Raw genomic sequence first — 15,656 nt, forward strand, 5'->3', positions numbered from 1 at the left:
GCCTATCCGCCGCTTCGGCAAGCAACGTGGCGAAACCAGATCGTCGTCTTCACCTCTAAACCATTCTAACGGTCGCCACAGCCGTTATTTGCCCTGTTTACGCCGACTCCGAATTTTAACGGCCGCCACGGCCCCTATTTCATATAAGCATGGCTGGTTTGGTCGAAAAGGAGGTAAATAACGGCCCACACGACCGTTAAAATCCCAATACGTTACTCAATCGCAACATAACGGCTCTCACGGCCGTTAGACTTCCTAACTGCAGGACCTTGTTTAAAGACCTGTACTTTTGCGAAGCTTTTTAAAGTCGATTAAGGCATAAAGATCCGTTGTAATCATGTGTCAGGGTTAATGCAACGCAAGTGCACAAAAATCAGCTATCTCCTTTGAGCCAACTTAAAAAAGGCTGCCCCTTTCTATGGGGCAACCTTTTTTGCTTCTATCCCACTATTCTCCCCGCAAAGTGCTGGAGAAACCGCTCGGCGTCCACGCCGGTACATACGCCGATCTTCGGGCCGCCTTCAAGCGATCCGACCGTGCGGCCGGTTTCTTCTCCTTCAGTGACGACCGTCACCCGCATCGGCTCGATCTTGACCAGCGACGGGTCGACCGCCACCCCGACCGCCAGCGGATCATGCAGCCCGCAGCCGCCGATGCCCGGATAGCAGGACTCGTAAAACTCCATGTAAAACTCCGTCATCTCCGCCAGGAACAAAGCGTCCCGCCGGCCGGAAGCCCGCCAGTCGTCCAGAAGGGTGCGCGGCAGCAAGGTCTGCATCGTCACATCGAGTCCGACGAGCGTCAGGGGCAGGCCCGAACCGAACACGACGGCGGCCGCCTCCGGATCGGCCACAATATTGGCTTCCCCGTATGGGGTTACGTTGCCGGGCACCGTCACGGCGCCGCCCATAACGATGACCTCGGGGATCAACGATACGAGTACCGGCTCCTTCTTCAGGGCCAGCGCCAAATTTGTGAGCGGGCCGACCGAAATGATCGTGACTTGATGGGGATACCGCTTCACCTGCTCGATGATGAAATCCGCGGCGTGCCCTTGCTGCGCCCGCCCGGCAGGCTCTCCCTTCAAAGCGTTCCCCAGCCCGTCTTCCCCGTGGACATGCCGCGAGTATTTCTTCTTCTCTCCCCGGCGCAGCGTCTCTTTCGCCCCTTCGATGACCGGGATGCTTTTGCCCAGAGACTCCACAACCGCGAGCGTATTGCGCGTCGCCTCGGGCGCGGTAATATTGCCGAAGCAGGTGGTCAAACCGATCAAGTCCAGCTCCGGCGAATGCGCCGCATAGGCGATGGCGATCGCGTCATCCACGCCGGTATCTACGTCTAAAATGATTTTTTTCAAAGTGCAAGTCCTCCCAGGATGTAATTTCTCCGATTCTCTTATTTACTGCCGGCCTCTTTCATAAACGCCTCGGTTTCAGAAAGGTCGGGCATGGACGATTGCGCCCCTGCCCGGGTCACGGTCAGGGCCCCGACCGCATTGGCAAACGCCGTGGCCTCCCGTAAATCCTTGCCCGCCACTAGCGCTGTCGCCAAGGCTCCGGCGAAAGCATCGCCGGCAGCCGTCGTGTCCACCGCTTCCACCCGATAGCCCGGCAGCGTGAAAGATTGGTCCGCGGCCGTCACAACGACCCCTTTGCCGCCGAGCTTGGAAAACACGGTTCCGATGCCTTTGTCCCGAAGCACCGCGCTAGCCTGTCTGGCGCTCGGTTCATCGGAGACCTCCACGCCGGTGAGCACCGCGATCTCGCTTTCATTCGGCACGATATACCGCACCTTGGCGAGCAGCTCGTCCGGAAGCTGTCCGGCCGGCGCCGGATCCAGCATGACGGGGACGCTATTCTCCCCTGCGATAGCTATAGCCTCCGCAATCGACTCCTGCGGAATTTCCAGTTGAACCATAACCAGCTTGGCCGCGGCAATCGTGGCTGCGTGCCGTCTCACATACTCCGGCGTGACCCGGTAGTTCGCCCCGGGCGCGACGACGATGCTGTTGTCCCCTTCCCGGTCCACGTTGATCAAGGCGACTCCCGTCGATTCGTCCTCCACTCGCTCTATACAAGTTGTGTCGACGCCGGCCTGCTGCAGATTTCGTATCAATTGATCGGCAAACACGTCATCCCCTACTCTACCGATCATCGCTACGGAAGCTCCCAGCCTCCCTGCCGCGTAGGCCTGGTTCGCCCCTTTTCCCCCGGGGCTAGTAAAAAAGCCGCTGCCCAAAAGGGTTTCCCCGCGCTCCGGTCTGCGGGCGACCTGTACCACCATATCCATATTTAAACTTCCGATGACCACAATCTCTGAACTCATTCCCTGATCCTCCCTAAGGATGATAGAAACCCTTTACGGCCATCATACTGGCTACGGCCTTTGACCGCAACCGGACGGACAGTCCAAGACCGGCCGTATCCGTCACACGATGCCGCCTACATCATAGGCCGGATGACTCCGCACTAACGCCAGCGCCTCTTCCTCAGGCAGCGGCTGGCTTATGAAGTAACCCTGAATCATATCGCATTTGGAGCGCTGCACATGGCGAATCTGCTGTTCGGTCTCCACTCCCTCGGCTATAACCTGGAGTCCCATTTTTCTCCCGATCAGCACGATAGCCCGGGCCAGCGAACGCTTGTCATCCTTGGCCGGAACTTGCTCGATGAAGCTTTTGTCGATTTTCAGCGTCGTGATCGGCATCTGCTTCAGATAGCCCAAGGAAGAATAGCCGGTGCCGAAATCGTCGAGGGCGATTTGAATCCCTTGCGCGCAAAGATAGGTCAAATTCGGGATCAGCCGGTCGAACGATTCAATGATCGTCGACTCCGTAATTTCCAACTCCAGATACTGCGGTGCAAGCCCCGTTGTTGACAAGGCCTCCATGACTTTATCGACAAAATCCTCTTTCTGGAGCTGAACCACCGAAATATTGACGGCGATTTTATAATGGCCCAGCCCTTCATTCTGCAAGCGCTTGGCGAACCGGCAGGCCTGCAGAATGACCCACTCTCCGATGGGAACGATCAGCCTGCTGTCCTCGGCCACTTTGATGAAGGCCAGCGGCGAAACGAACCCCAGCTCCGGGCTGTTCCAACGAATCAGCGCCTCGAAACCGACGATGATACCGGTCTTCAGACTGACCTGAGGCTGGTAATAAAGCAGAAACTCTCCGTTGCTCACCCCCTGCCGCAAATGCTTCTCCAGCAGCACCCGGTCGTTAAACGCCTGCAGAAAGGCGGGATCGAAGATCATATATTTTCCTTTTCCCGCCTCCTTGGCGGCATACATAGCTACATCGGCGTTCTTTAAAATTTCTTCGGGGGTGTTCCCGTGCTGCGGATAAAAGGAGATGCCGATGCTGATCGAGACGTAAAGATCGCTCCCGTCGATGTGAAACGGGGTCTTAAACCCTTCCAGCAATCGCTCCGCCAGCAGAATCGTCCGTCCCGTCGTTTCGATGTTTTTGTGCAATATCACAAATTCATCGCCGCCCAAACGGAACAGCATGGCCTCCTCTTCCGCAATGAGCGAAGTCAGACGGGAGCTCGCCTCCTTGAGCAGCCGGTCTCCGAATTTATGCCCTAGCGTATCGTTTATGTATTTGAAATTGTCCGTATCCACGAAAAAGAGCGCCGCCTTCCTCTGCGGTCCGGCGAAAAACGACTCCAATTCCTCGAGCAGATACAAACGGTTCGGCAAATCGCTCAGCTCGTCGTGATAAGCCAAATGCTGCAAGCGCTCCTGGGACTGCTTGAGCTCATGAATATCCGAGAGGGAGCCTGTCATACGGCAAGGTTCTCCGGCTTCATTATAAACAACCTTACCTCTGGCTAAAAACCAGCGGTATTCCCCATTCTTCATCCGCAGCCGGTACTCGTATTCAAACAGGGACCTGTCATTCTCCTTGGCCTTGGTTATTTCCAGTTCATAGTTACGAATATCATCGGGATGGACGATATCCTCCAGCATTTCGCTGGTTACCTCATCCTCGTAAGTATACCCCAACAGCTCGAACCAACGCGGGGAATAATAACGCCGCTTGCGAACCAGATCGATCTCCCAAATCCCCCCGTTGGAGGCTTCGGTAACCAGCCGGTAACGCTCTTCATTCCGCCGGAGCATTCGCTGGTTCTCCAGGAGCTGATCATAGCTGTAGCGAAGCTCTTCCTGGGACGCCGCCAACTGCTCGTAGATCGCCTCCAACTCTTCGTAGCTGTTCTGCAATTTGTATTCAAATATTTTACGCTCCTGAATATCCATCCCCGCCACAATAAAAACGTCGGCATCTCCGCCCAAGCCGCGGATTACCGAGGTCCTAAACAAAAACGCACGCGGGAACGCCCCGTTCTGGCCGATCAGCGTCATCTCCCGATTTTCGACAAATTTCATCGTTAACGCCTCATCGAGCAAGGCTACCAGCTCTCCGAACCTTGCCCTCACCTCGTGCAGTTCATCGTACTTCACGCCGATCGCGTCCTGTTCCCGAATCCCGGTCAGCTGTTCGGCATAAGCATTGAGGCGGACCGTCATCTTATCCTCTTGCACCGCCCAAACGAATAAATTCGCGTGATCGAGCACATCTCTCGAAAATTCCCGTTCCCCGCGGATCGTCCTCCGCAGACGATTGATATACAACTTAAGCAGGATACAACCAACTGTGAACAATAAAACGGCAATCGTGGCGAAAGCTATGTAGTTGTTGCGAATTCGTTCAGCATAAAACTCGGAATGCGTAAAAAAATAACGCTGATACAGTGTCTCATAACTTGCCTTTCCCCGCAAATCCCCGATTCTATGATTAATGTAGTCCACCAGTTCGGGCTTGCCCTTGCTTATGCCATAGGCGATATCCACGGGGTAGAGGTCATAGGCAACCTGCCGGATCTCCCCGGTCAGGCCTTCCTTGACGATCAGGTAGTTCATAACATGCTGATTCTCAAAAAGAAAGTCGATCGAGCCCGCCCGCAAAGCCTTAATTCCTTCCTCCACGGTCGGAAAAGAACGGTATTCACTCAGTCCGGCCTCTTCTTTCAACTGTAGCTCGGTGTAATGGCCCGCCGCGACACCGACTTTATAGTTAGACAGTGTCTTCGGCGTCACGCTCTCGTTCTCGCTCTCGCCCTGATACAAAGATCGTTTGGCATAAATGCCCGTGTAAGTACGCATGACGGGACGGGAAAAGAGGATTTCCCGCTTCCGCTCCCGGTTTATGGCTAACAGCCCGACGGTATCGACTTCCCCGTTCACAAGCTTATTATAGGCCGAATCCCAGGGGGTGAACGTATAGTAGAGCGAATACCTCTCATCTTCAAAAAGCAGACGGGTCAGTTCCAAATCAAACCCCGACGGGTAGCCGTGCTGGTTAAATTTAAACGGGGGATAGTTCAACTCGGAGGAATAGGAAACATTATATCGGCTGCTGGAACCATTGACCGGAAGGGGAAGGGAAAAGGTGATTATGACCGCAAAAACAAGCATCCATGCAATCCGCTTCATTATTATGCACCCTTTATATTAGAGATCTTGCATCCGGCCGCCGAAAAAAAGCCAATAGGGAGCGGAGATTGCAAGCCGTAACAACAGGAACTGAAAGCATTTTTTCAGGATAATCCGCCTATTTCATTTAATTTTAACATATTCAAGGATATACAAATAGGATATTTTACCCAATTAAAAAAACAAGTAAGCCCTTTGCACTTCGGCCAAATGGCACGCATAAAAAAACCGCCCATCGCTTAATCGCCAACGGACGGCCTTAAATTCTGCCTATTTTTTCCCCGGTTCCGAAGATTGTTGGGCCTCCAAAAACGGCTTATTCACAAAATAGTACATAAATCCCATCAACAGTACCCCGCCGATCAGATTGCCGATCGTCACCGGAACCAAATTATGCACGACCCCCTCAAAGGAGATGGTTCCCGGGTGATTCAGCACCAACGCGATGGCAAAGGTACACATGTTGGCGATGCTGTGCTCGTACCCGGAAATGAAGAAACAAAACACGAAGAGCATCATCGCAAACATTTTCGCACCGTCCCCCTGCAGGGACATCGGGATAAAGAAGGCAAGACAAACCAACCAATTACACAGAATCGCGCGGAAAAACAACTCTGACGTCGAGGTGCTCATCTTGTGCTCCACCACACTTAACAAAAAACTGTTGACCGATGTGTCGGCAAACAGACCGGTAAGATAAATGAGCAGCGCAAATGTGCACGCCCCCAAAATATTTCCCGCGTAACTAAGCACCCAAAGCTTGACCACCTGTAGCCACTTCAGCTTTTTGCGCAAAGCTGCGTAGGTGTAATAGAAGGTGTTCCCGGTGAAAAGATCCCCTCCTCCGTAGGCGATCAAAATAATCGCCGCTCCGAACGTAACGGCCGCCATCGGATACGTCAGCGGAGAATGCTCGAGGTAGAAAAAGTTTCCTGTCTTGAAGGCGACGATTACCCCGAATCCGATGAACATGCTTGCCAGCATCGCTCTGGCAATATAACGGAGTTGGCTTTGCTTGAAGATTTTGTACTTTTTAAGTGCAAGCTCCTCCACTTTTAACAGCGACTCTGTTTCCATAATGCCTCCCTATGTAGTATTTCTCCCCATTTTCCATATATCCGGGCGGCTGTCAACCCACCCGATGTCCGGATGAAACATGGATATTTACTTTTTGCCCATTATTGTGCATAATGATAATTAAGATATGATAATGATTCTCATTATTAATAAAAACTTGGATTAACATCCCAGATTACTTTCATCTCAAAGGAGCATGGCGCCCATGAAATTATCTACCCGCAAATCCTCGCTTCAAATCGACGATTATTTGGATCTGCTGAACCTGGCAGCGTCTTTGGGCGATGTGAAATGGCAGAAGGAAATCCTCCGCAAGCTGAATTATCTGCAGGCCGACCTGCAGCCCCAATAAATTGAAGTGGATCCGATTGAAATTTCAATCCCACGAAGAACATCCGTACCCCAGGCGAGAGAGCGCCAGGTTTGGCGGATGTTTTTTTGTGCCTGGGAGGCGGGGGATTGCCGGGGAGTGGGAGTGGCCGGGATTTAACGGGAATTTCTCCCGTTAATCCGGCTCAGACCGCCCATGGGGAGAGGATTAGCGGGATTTTCTCCCGCTAATTTGTGCCAAATGGGCCGAACTGGACACGCATGGACGAAATAGCTGGACATTTTCCAGCTATTTGTTCGCCGCGGGTTTAGAGGCTGAAATTAACGGGAGGTTTTCCCGTTAAATCTCTCCTCGGCCGCGTATCCATTACGTAACTCGTACGCCCTCAGCCGCTCGCTAATACTCAAACCTATCATGTTACTCCAACTAACTAATCTGTCTCATCCGTGCAAACGCATCTTCTTGGTGGGATCAAGCGGGCCGAGACGGCCGAGACGGCTGAGGCCGACAATTAATGGGAATTCCTCCCGTTAATCCGGTTCAAATCGCCCATGGGGAGGGGATTAGCGGGATTTTCTCCCGCTAATTTGTGCCAAATGGGCCGAACTGGACACGCATGGACGAAATAGCTGGACATTTTCCAGCTATTTGTTCGCCGCGGGTTTAGAGTTTGAAATTAACGGGAGGTTTTCCCGTTAAATCTGTGAGCACGCTGCGGGCAACAGGCAGCAGACCGCGGACAGCGGGCCGGTCAAGCCTGCAAAAAGCGGCACACTTCCCGGGCGGCCTCGCGCCCCTCCTGGATGGCCCAGACGACGAGGCTCTGACCGCGCCGCATGTCGCCGGCCGCGAAAATGCCGGGCACGTTGGTGCTGTACCGGCCGTCCGCGGTTTTGACATTGGTGCGGGCGTCGCGCTCAATGCCCAAGGCTCCGAGGAGGCCGTCCTCGGGGCCGGTGAAGCCGAGCGCGAGCAGCACCAGATCGGCCGGCAGCACCCGCTCCGTTCCCGCGCGTTCCACGGGAACCGGGCGCCCGTCGCCTGCCGCCTGCCACTCGACTTCAACCGTGCAGACGCCGGCGACACGGCCGTGGCCGTCGCCGACAAACCGCCGGGTTGAAGTAAGGTAGCGCCGGGGATCGCCGCCGAAGAGGGCCGCGGCCTCCTGCTGACCGTAATCGGTCTTCAGCACCTTCGGCCACTCGGGCCAAGGATTCCCCGGCTGACGGCGCAAAGGCGGCTGGGGCATAATCTCCAGCTGAACGACGCTGCGGCAGCCATGGCGGATCGCGGTCGCCACGCAATCCGTCCCCGTGTCGCCTCCGCCGATGACGACGACGTCCTTCCCTTTGGCGGAAATGTACCGGCCGTCCTCCAGACCGGAGTCCAGCAGGCTCCGCGTATTCCCGGTCAGGAAGTCCATCGCCTGGTGAATCCCGTTCAGCTCCCTTCCCTCCAGCGCCAAATCTCTTGCCCGCGTGGCTCCGCCGCACAGGACGACCGCGTCGAAATCCGCGGTCAGCTCTTCGCGGGTCACCACCGCGCCGACCTCGCATCCGGTTACAAAGGTGATCCCTTCCGCGGCCAGCAGGTCCACCCGCCGCTCTACGAGCGCTTTGTCCAGCTTCATGTTCGGGATCCCGTACATCAGCAGGCCGCCGATCCGATCGGCCCGTTCAAACACCGTCACCGTGTGACCCGCCCGGTTCAACTGGTCCGCGCAGGCGAGGCCCGCCGGGCCGGAGCCGACGACGGCTACCTTTTTGCCGGTGCGAGCCGCCGGCGGCTCCGGCCGGATCCAGCCTTCGGCGAAGCCCCGGTCCACGATCGCCCGCTCAATGGCTTTGACCGTGACGGGCAAGCCGTGCTTCCCCGCGGTGCATGCCCCTTCGCAAGGCGCCGGGCAAACACGGCCGGTGAATTCCGGGAAGTTGTTCGCCTTGTGCAGGCGTCTCAGCGCTTCTTTCCAGTTGCCGCGATAGACCAAGTCATTCCATTCCGGAATCAGGTTGTGCACGGGGCACCCGGAGGTCATCCCCGAAAGCATGCGCCCGGCATGACAAAAGGGCGTTCCGCAATCCATACAGCGGGCCCCCTGCATCCGCAGCCGCTCTTCCCCCAGCGGAACCGTAAATTCATCCCAAGAATCAATCCGGGCAAGCGGCTGCACATCACCCGGAACTTCGCGCTCATACTCCAAAAAACCCGTTGCCTTTCCCATTCCACCCTCGTCCTCCTCTTCCCGTTTGCCTTCGGCATTGCGTTATTGCTATAAAGCGGTAAAACCTACGGGTATGAAAGATCACCACGCATGTTAATTACGACTATGTTAGCATCGAACTCCGTCCCCGCAGAATGAAGAAAATCACTCCCTCTCCCGGCGAGCGATATCCGCCATCCTATGAAGGTGGCCAACCGCGGCAGCGGGCGCACAAAAAAGGCCGACCCAAGTCGATCCCCGCGACTTGGGTCGGCCCTGTCGATTACGTCAAGGTTTCCAGCTTAAAGCTTGCTGTCCGGCGAGCCGGTCAATCTCTCCTGCCCGGCGAACAATTTCCCCCTGTACTCGTACGGGGAGATGCCTTCGAGCTCCTTGAAGACCTTGGAAAACTGCTTTGTATTCTCGAAGCCTACGGCGGCTCCGATCTCCGACAGCTTGAGCGTCCCGGTTCCGATCATTTCCTTGGCTTTGCCGATCCGGATTTTTTTCAGATAAACCACAAAGCTCTCTCCGGTATACGCCTTAAAGGCTTCGCTAAAATAAGTGTAGTTCAAAGAAACATAATTGCTGACCATGGCCATGTTCAAAGTCCGATGGTAATTTTCCTCGATATAGGCGACCGCGGCCCTCATCTCCTCGTTTCCGCTGTGCGCGGAGCGGATGCCCCGGATATATTCATCCAGGTTTAGAAGCAACTGTTTAAGCGAGCGGTAATAATCATGAAAATGACGAAAACTGGCCATATTGCCCACTTTCCGGTACAGCTTCAAGACCTCGACGGAAGCCTCGCCATAAACCCGGAACACCTCATCCAACACCTGCTCGTTGATGCGCTTGCCGACAGCTTCCAGGTATGCGAGATCGATGCCCGCCAACCGGTCAAGCTTGAAAATGTCGTGCAGCAGCTCGCCGATCTCTTTTCCCCGATTCGTTCCCAGCATATTGCCGAGCTTGCGGATCTCCTCCTCCGGAACCGGATAGTTCATCCGGGCATCCGAAAGTTCGCTGTACCAGATCAACCGCGTTTTGGGATAAATAAACGTATAATCCAGCGACTCCCGGGCTTCGCGGTAGCAAGTCAAAATATCCTCCGGCCGGGTTCCCTCTTCGCTGATGCCCATCAGCAGGCCGTCCAGTTCTTTTTCCTCGGCCAGCTTCGCCATTTCCGCAAACTTCCGCTGCGGTCCGCCAATCAGCACGACCCGCCCTTCCTGGTCTTGAAAGGAAGCGTTTATCAGCCCGTTCACGCTGCTAAGCATATGCTCCGCCAGCAGTTGCAGCTCATCGCGTTTCATGCGCAGCCCGTCTTCATATTTATATGTGATTACCGCCACAGCAAAAGGAGTGGAGTAACGATCAAAACCGATTTCCTCACCAAGTTGCACTTCGGTATCGGGTGGCGAGTCCTCTTGCAGGAGCACTTCCTGCAGGCGTTTGGACTGCAACTGGACCCGGTACGCCTCGGTAACGGCGATCTGCTCGGCCCATTCGGCCCGCCTGCCCAATTCCTCCTCGCTTTTGCGAAGCGCGGCGAACAACTCGTCTCTTCGAATCGGCTTCAGCAGGTAGTCCATCACCTGATACCGTATGGCTGCTTTGGCATACTCGAAGTCCTCATATCCGCTGAGGATGATGACGATAGGACGTCCGCCCGATGGTCCCTGGTGGGCTTTCTCCGCCAGCTTCTCGATCAGGGTAATGCCGTCCATCACAGGCATGCGGATATCCGTAATGATGATGTCCGCCTCTTCCGCGCGGTACAGCTCCAACGCTTCCGCCCCCTGCCTGGCGGTCATCACGAGATGCTTGCCGGGAAAATCCCGCTCGATCATCGCTTTCAGCCCGAACCGGATATTCTTTTCGTCATCGACGATCAACAACTTAGCCATCCTTGCCTCCCCCTCCCGTCAAAAGCGCCTTCGGTATGATCATGACTACGCTCGTATATTCTCCCCGTTCGCTAAATACTTCCAGGCCATAGTGGAGGCCAAAAAACATCCGGACCCGTTCCTGGACGTTGCGGAGTCCGATGCCCCTATCCTTCGGTTCCGGACCGAAACTGCCGGGAACCTTCACCCGGGCCCCGGCCGAGCCAAGCGCCGCGTTCAACCTCGCCAAGGCCTCGGGTTCCAGACCCTGCCCGTTATCGGTCACCGAAATCCGGACATCGCCGTCCCCCCATTCGGCCACGCGGATCCCTATCTCCCGCTCCTCCTGTTCCTCCCCCGTCCAGGCATGTTTCACCGCATTTTCGACGATCGGCTGCAGCGACATTTTCAGCACCTCCAGCTCCAGAAACGGCTCGGGAACCTCCACCTTCAAGACGATCGGTTCATCAAAGCGAATATTCATCACTTCGGTATAATTTTCAATATGCCTGAGCTCATCCCGAAGTTTCACGTACTCTCCCGACCATTTGAAGTTGTAGCGCATCATCCCGCCGAGAGAGGTCAGAGCGTCGGAAATCGCCCGCTGGCCCTCCATTTCGGCCAACATTTTAATATTCTCCAGCGTATTGTACAAAAAATGCGAGTCGATCTGGTTATGCAGCGTCCGAAGCTCGGCCTCCTTCGTGAGCGCCTGTTTGCGGATCCCCTGGGCGATCAGCTCGTTGATCGTCTGAATCAGCTTGTTAAAATGGTGCGCCAGTTCACCAACCTCCCCGCTGCCCTGGATCCGGGGAATAGGGGTATGAAACTCGCCCTTGCGGACCCGCTTCATCGCCTCGGTCAAGCGGCGCAGATTTTTTAGAATAAAGGAATTCAAAAAATAGGTGATCACCGACAACAACGTGATTAACACGACATTGGCGGCAATAATCTGGCTCCTGGATCGGGAGATGTTGTCCAGAGCTCCTTCCAATGAGACGACGTTCAGCAAGCGGGCATCGATACGTTCGACGGGCAAAACCGTAATCAGATACGATTTGCCCTGGAGCTTGAACCGGGCTTCTCCCCCCTTGCTTCCCAGGCTGCCCTGCAGAAGCTCCCCCAGCTTCCGCCGCATCGCTTTGTCGCTTCCGACCAGGCGCTGTCCGGAATCCAGGTACAGTTCTCCCCTCCCGTCCGCAAGCAGCATCTGCGACTCGTTATCCGTAATTTCCGTATACACCCTGGGAGCAAAATCCTTCAGCAGCATCTCCACGTCGACGATTCCGATATGGCGCCCTTCGGTAATTTCGCGAAAAAGCGAGATCTTCGGCTCGTTCTCCGTGGGCTCGGAGGTAAATCTTTTCATAATGTCCTTGTCGGTCTTCTGAAACACCCACAGCGGGCCGCCATCCAGCTCGTTCACAGTCTTGTACCATGATTCGGTTTGAATCCGGCTCTCGCGGAACACGGTCGGCCAGATTTCATTGACCAGAGGGTTATCGGTGAACAGGCGCCAATGGACGATTTGCGGCGTATTGAACTGAATCAGGCTGAAGTCCGCAAAAGCTCCTCGGTTCCAGTCGATCAGGTCGCTCGTCCCCGGCTCGCGGTCCAGGGTCAGATAATCGATCACATCGCGGTTGGAGATGGAAATTTGCGCGGCAAGCTCCATCGCATCGACCTGTTTTTGAATCTGCGTCTTCTCCAGCTCGATCGTGAATTGGCTTTTTCTCAACGCATCCTCGATATAATTCTCGTGAATCTGATTGAACAAGTAGTTGGACACCACAATGCTGGGTAAGAGGAAAACAGCGATGTAAGCCGCCACAAGACGGCTCTGCATCGATCTTCTTCCGATCCAGTATAGAAGAGGCTCCAAGGCCGAGCTGATCCTTTCCTTCATGCCGCTGTATCTCCCGGGAATACGGACAAAGGGGACCCCCGTCCGGCAAGCCGTAACAAGGAACCCCGCTTATATCCTGAATTATTGGAAAACTGTTTCAAATTATTTTATGAAATCGGCCAGTTTCGCCACGTTCTCCTCGTATTTTTTCTGCTTATATTCCTGAACTTTGGCGTATCCGATTTCCTCGCGTTTTTTCAGATAATTGTTCCAGATTTGATCGAACTCCTGATCCGACTTGGAGAGGATGAGTTTCGGCAGTACTTTGCCCCATTCCTGAAGTATCTTTGTATGAATGATACCTTCCTCGGAATTGCCCTGCGGATCGAGCTGGTCAAACTGAGAGAAGCTTTTCGCTTTACCGATCGTCCAGTCGACCATCTGCTTGAACGGCTCCACGGCCGGCGGCTCCCAGGCAGGTGTAATATTGGTATCCATCAGCATCCAGAACTTATGGGAAGCCCCGTATTTCTTGTCGAACGCGTCACGGTCCGTGTCCCGCAGCTTGGCAACCTCAGGCAGCAGTTGATCCTTCCCGTCGACGGTATCCCAGGTTACGCCCTTTTCGCCAAGGAAGGTGTCGCGCTGGCCCTCCTCCGAAATCAGGTAATCCAGGAAGCGGATCGCCCGCGCTTTGTCTTTGACATTTTTGGAAATGAGCGTCACGGTCCAGCCGGAGATCGAAGGTCCGGACAGCGTCGGCTGATCCAAATTGCTGTTGGCCGGCCCGTCTACGGCGATGTACACCGAGTTCGGATCGTTGGCATACAGCACGTTCTGCTGTGCCGCCAGGTCCGTACGGGCATATAGCATGGCAAAATAACGGCCCTGTGCGATTTTTTCTTCCATCTGCGGACGCTTGTCGATAAAGATGTCCTTGGCAAGGAGGCCTTTTTCATTAGCCTGGCGCATCGTCTTCAACCATCCAATATATTCGGGATCGGTCGTCCGGTCATAAAGCTTTCCGTCCTTCTCGTAAGGAACGGCCAGGAAGTTTTGCAGGTAAGCCTCCAGCGAGGGGTTGCCTTTTTCATGAAAATCGTACATCCCCAGCGGAATAAGCGGTTGTCCGTTCACATCCGGGAATTTCTCCTTCGCCGCCGCAAGCGCATTCAGAAAACCTTCCGTCGTCCGCATGTCGGGCTTGCCGAGCGCTTCGTACATATCCTTGCGGACCAGGAACGTCTGGGTGGAGTTGATGTTATCCCCGAACTTTTTGTAATCCTCCGGCGATGACGAGGCGTTCGGGTATCCATAAACGTTGCCGTCCTCCTGCGTATACCAGGATACCTTCGCCGGATCGGTCACTTTAAAGAAATACGGATCATATTGCTTCGCAAGCTCGTTAAGCGGAAGCACCAGACCGCCTTCGATCATCTTTTTGACAGCGTCTTCAGTCCAGCCCAGCGTAATAAAGTCGGGAAGGCTGCCGGAGGCGATCATCGCGTTCATCTTCTCGGCTTCGTTGCCGGCGGGGACGATAAAATTGACGCTGACCCCCGTTTTTTTGGTGACGTATTGCGAGGTCAGATCATCGCCCCACTTATGCGGAAACCAGGCGAAGTTGATGTACCAGTCAAAAGTAATTGGCGAAGTATCCACCTTCCAGCCCGGATCGTTCTCCGTCAATTTGGCTTCCTCCGCCGTCTGGGCGCTCCCCTTGGCTCCGCCCGAGGCTCCCTCTTTTCCGCCCGAAGAGCAGGCCGATAGAACCAATATCAGTGCGCATAACAGCATCAGGACGTTTTTCGTCTTCTTCTTCGCATTCATGCACTTACCCCTTTTCAGTAAAAATAAATTATATGCAACCCTGGCCGAATCCGGCAAGAGGGGTTACTGTGAGAAAGCCGGCGGACTTAGCCTTTAATGGACCCAATCATCATCCCTTTGACAAAATACCGCTGCAAAAAAGGATAGACGAACACGATCGGCAATGTGGTGACCACCATCGTCGCCAGCTTGATCGACTGCGAGGTAACGGTCTTGCTGATGCCTCCCGGGATGGCCGCCACCATCTGATTGGAGCTTGATTGGGCCACGACCCGATACAAATAGGTCTGGATCGGCTGGAGATCCATGTTGTTCAAGTAGATAACGCCGGTAAAATAGTCGTTCCACTGGTAAACCCCATGGAATAAAGCGATCGTGGCCACCACCGGCATGGACACGGGCAGGACGACCCGAAGAAAGATGGCCCAGTCGTTGGCGCCGTCGATTTTGGCGGCTTCTTCGAGACCGTCCGGAATTTCCCGGAAGAAGGTCATAAATATGATGAGATCAAAAAAGCTGAACATCGCCGGAATGATATAGATAAGGAAATTGTCCAGCAAATGGAGATCTTTCATCAGAAGATAAGTCGGGATAAGTCCCCCGCCGAAAAACATCGTAATCGTCCCGAGCAGAATGTAGATTTTGCCGCCGATCAGGTCTTTGCGGGAGAAGGCATACGCCACCATCGCCGTAAACAGCACATGCAGCAGCGTGCCGAGCAGCGTCTTGGCCACGGTGATGCCCATCGCCAGCATAATGCCGGGGCTCTTGACGACCGCCGTATAATTCTCGAAGCTGAACACGCGCGGCCACCAGTAAATTCCGCCCCGCATTCCGTCCATCCCGTCGTTGAGGGAGTTGACGATAACATACCAGATCGGATACAGGGTAACGAAACAGATGATCAGCATTCCGATCGTATTAAACAGGTCGAAGAAGGCTTCTCCTTTTGTTTTTCTTTTTAAAGTCAGCATGCTCTCA

Annotated in this window: 10 protein-coding genes; 1 reads left to right on the forward strand and 9 read right to left on the reverse strand. The window is 54.6% G+C overall.

All coding sequences use genetic code 11. The features are described 5' to 3' along the window. Nucleotides 1–439: 439 nt before the first annotated feature. The 4 genes from V4U84_RS15745 to V4U84_RS15760 all read right to left on the reverse strand — a co-directional run bounded on the left by V4U84_RS15745 (nt 440) and on the right by V4U84_RS15760 (nt 6,579). On the reverse strand, nt 440–1,357 hold the full coding sequence (locus V4U84_RS15745; RefSeq protein WP_334074335.1) for a nucleoside hydrolase: 918 nt from the start codon (nt 1,355–1,357) through the stop codon (nt 440–442). 38 nt (nt 1,358–1,395) lie between these two features. Continuing rightward, entirely contained in the window at nt 1,396–2,325 is a 930-nt protein-coding gene (rbsK, locus tag V4U84_RS15750) for a ribokinase (protein WP_334074334.1), read from the reverse strand. Nucleotides 2,326–2,427: 102 nt separating this feature from the next. After that, complete coding sequence (locus tag V4U84_RS15755; protein ID WP_334077503.1) at nt 2,428–5,502, reverse strand: EAL domain-containing protein; 3,075 nt, start codon at nt 5,500–5,502, stop codon at nt 2,428–2,430. Nucleotides 5,503–5,772: 270 nt separating this feature from the next. After that, a complete protein-coding gene (locus V4U84_RS15760; protein ID WP_334074332.1) occupies nt 5,773–6,579 on the reverse strand; it encodes a formate/nitrite transporter family protein in 807 nt (268 codons plus the stop codon). Between the two features lie 205 nt (nt 6,580–6,784). Between V4U84_RS15760 and V4U84_RS15765 the strand changes: the two genes are divergently transcribed. Beyond that, complete coding sequence (locus V4U84_RS15765) at nt 6,785–6,931, forward strand: hypothetical protein (protein WP_334074331.1); 147 nt, start codon at nt 6,785–6,787, stop codon at nt 6,929–6,931. A 730-nt stretch (nt 6,932–7,661) separates the two neighbouring features. Here the strand turns inward: V4U84_RS15765 and V4U84_RS15770 are convergent. The 5 genes from V4U84_RS15770 to V4U84_RS15790 all read right to left on the reverse strand — a co-directional run bounded on the left by V4U84_RS15770 (nt 7,662) and on the right by V4U84_RS15790 (nt 15,649). After that, nucleotides 7,662–9,131 (reverse strand): glutamate synthase subunit beta, encoded by a 1,470-nt coding sequence (locus V4U84_RS15770; RefSeq protein ID WP_334077504.1) that lies wholly within the window; start codon nt 9,129–9,131, stop codon nt 7,662–7,664. 281 nt (nt 9,132–9,412) lie between these two features. Further along, nucleotides 9,413–11,020: a response regulator gene (locus V4U84_RS15775; RefSeq protein ID WP_334077505.1), complete on the reverse strand. Its 1,608-nt coding sequence runs from the start codon at nt 11,018–11,020 to the stop codon at nt 9,413–9,415. Continuing rightward, complete coding sequence (locus V4U84_RS15780) at nt 11,013–12,905, reverse strand: cache domain-containing sensor histidine kinase (protein WP_334077506.1); 1,893 nt, start codon at nt 12,903–12,905, stop codon at nt 11,013–11,015. The genes V4U84_RS15775 and V4U84_RS15780 overlap by 8 nt, the downstream gene beginning before the upstream one ends. A 102-nt stretch (nt 12,906–13,007) precedes the next feature. Beyond that, nucleotides 13,008–14,675: a type 2 periplasmic-binding domain-containing protein gene (locus V4U84_RS15785; protein ID WP_334077507.1), complete on the reverse strand. Its 1,668-nt coding sequence runs from the start codon at nt 14,673–14,675 to the stop codon at nt 13,008–13,010. A gap of 86 nt (nt 14,676–14,761) precedes the next feature. Then, nucleotides 14,762–15,649: a carbohydrate ABC transporter permease gene (locus V4U84_RS15790; RefSeq protein ID WP_334074326.1), complete on the reverse strand. Its 888-nt coding sequence runs from the start codon at nt 15,647–15,649 to the stop codon at nt 14,762–14,764. Between the last annotated feature and the right edge of the window lie 7 nt (nt 15,650–15,656).

Origin of the sequence: Paenibacillus sanfengchensis, assembly GCF_036864765.1 — a bacterium.
Classification (GTDB): Bacteria; Bacillota; Bacilli; order Paenibacillales; family Paenibacillaceae; genus Fontibacillus; species Fontibacillus sanfengchensis.

Bases quoted from the DNA above. Each gene is read 5' to 3' on its own strand.
- V4U84_RS15755 (WP_334077503.1), bottom strand. From the start codon at position 5,502: ATGAAGCGGATTGCATGGATGCTTGTTTTTGCGGTCATAATCACCTTT.
- V4U84_RS15770 (WP_334077504.1), bottom strand. From the start codon at position 9,131: ATGGGAAAGGCAACGGGTTTTTTGGAGTATGAGCGCGAAGTTCCGGGT.
- V4U84_RS15780 (WP_334077506.1), bottom strand. From the start codon at position 12,905: ATGAAGGAAAGGATCAGCTCGGCCTTGGAGCCTCTTCTATACTGGATC.
- rbsK (WP_334074334.1), bottom strand. From the start codon at position 2,325: ATGAGTTCAGAGATTGTGGTCATCGGAAGTTTAAATATGGATATGGTG.
- V4U84_RS15765 (WP_334074331.1), top strand. From the start codon at position 6,785: ATGAAATTATCTACCCGCAAATCCTCGCTTCAAATCGACGATTATTTG.
- V4U84_RS15785 (WP_334077507.1), bottom strand. From the start codon at position 14,675: ATGAATGCGAAGAAGAAGACGAAAAACGTCCTGATGCTGTTATGCGCA.
- V4U84_RS15760 (WP_334074332.1), bottom strand. From the start codon at position 6,579: ATGGAAACAGAGTCGCTGTTAAAAGTGGAGGAGCTTGCACTTAAAAAG.
- V4U84_RS15790 (WP_334074326.1), bottom strand. From the start codon at position 15,649: ATGCTGACTTTAAAAAGAAAAACAAAAGGAGAAGCCTTCTTCGACCTG.
- V4U84_RS15775 (WP_334077505.1), bottom strand. From the start codon at position 11,020: ATGGCTAAGTTGTTGATCGTCGATGACGAAAAGAATATCCGGTTCGGG.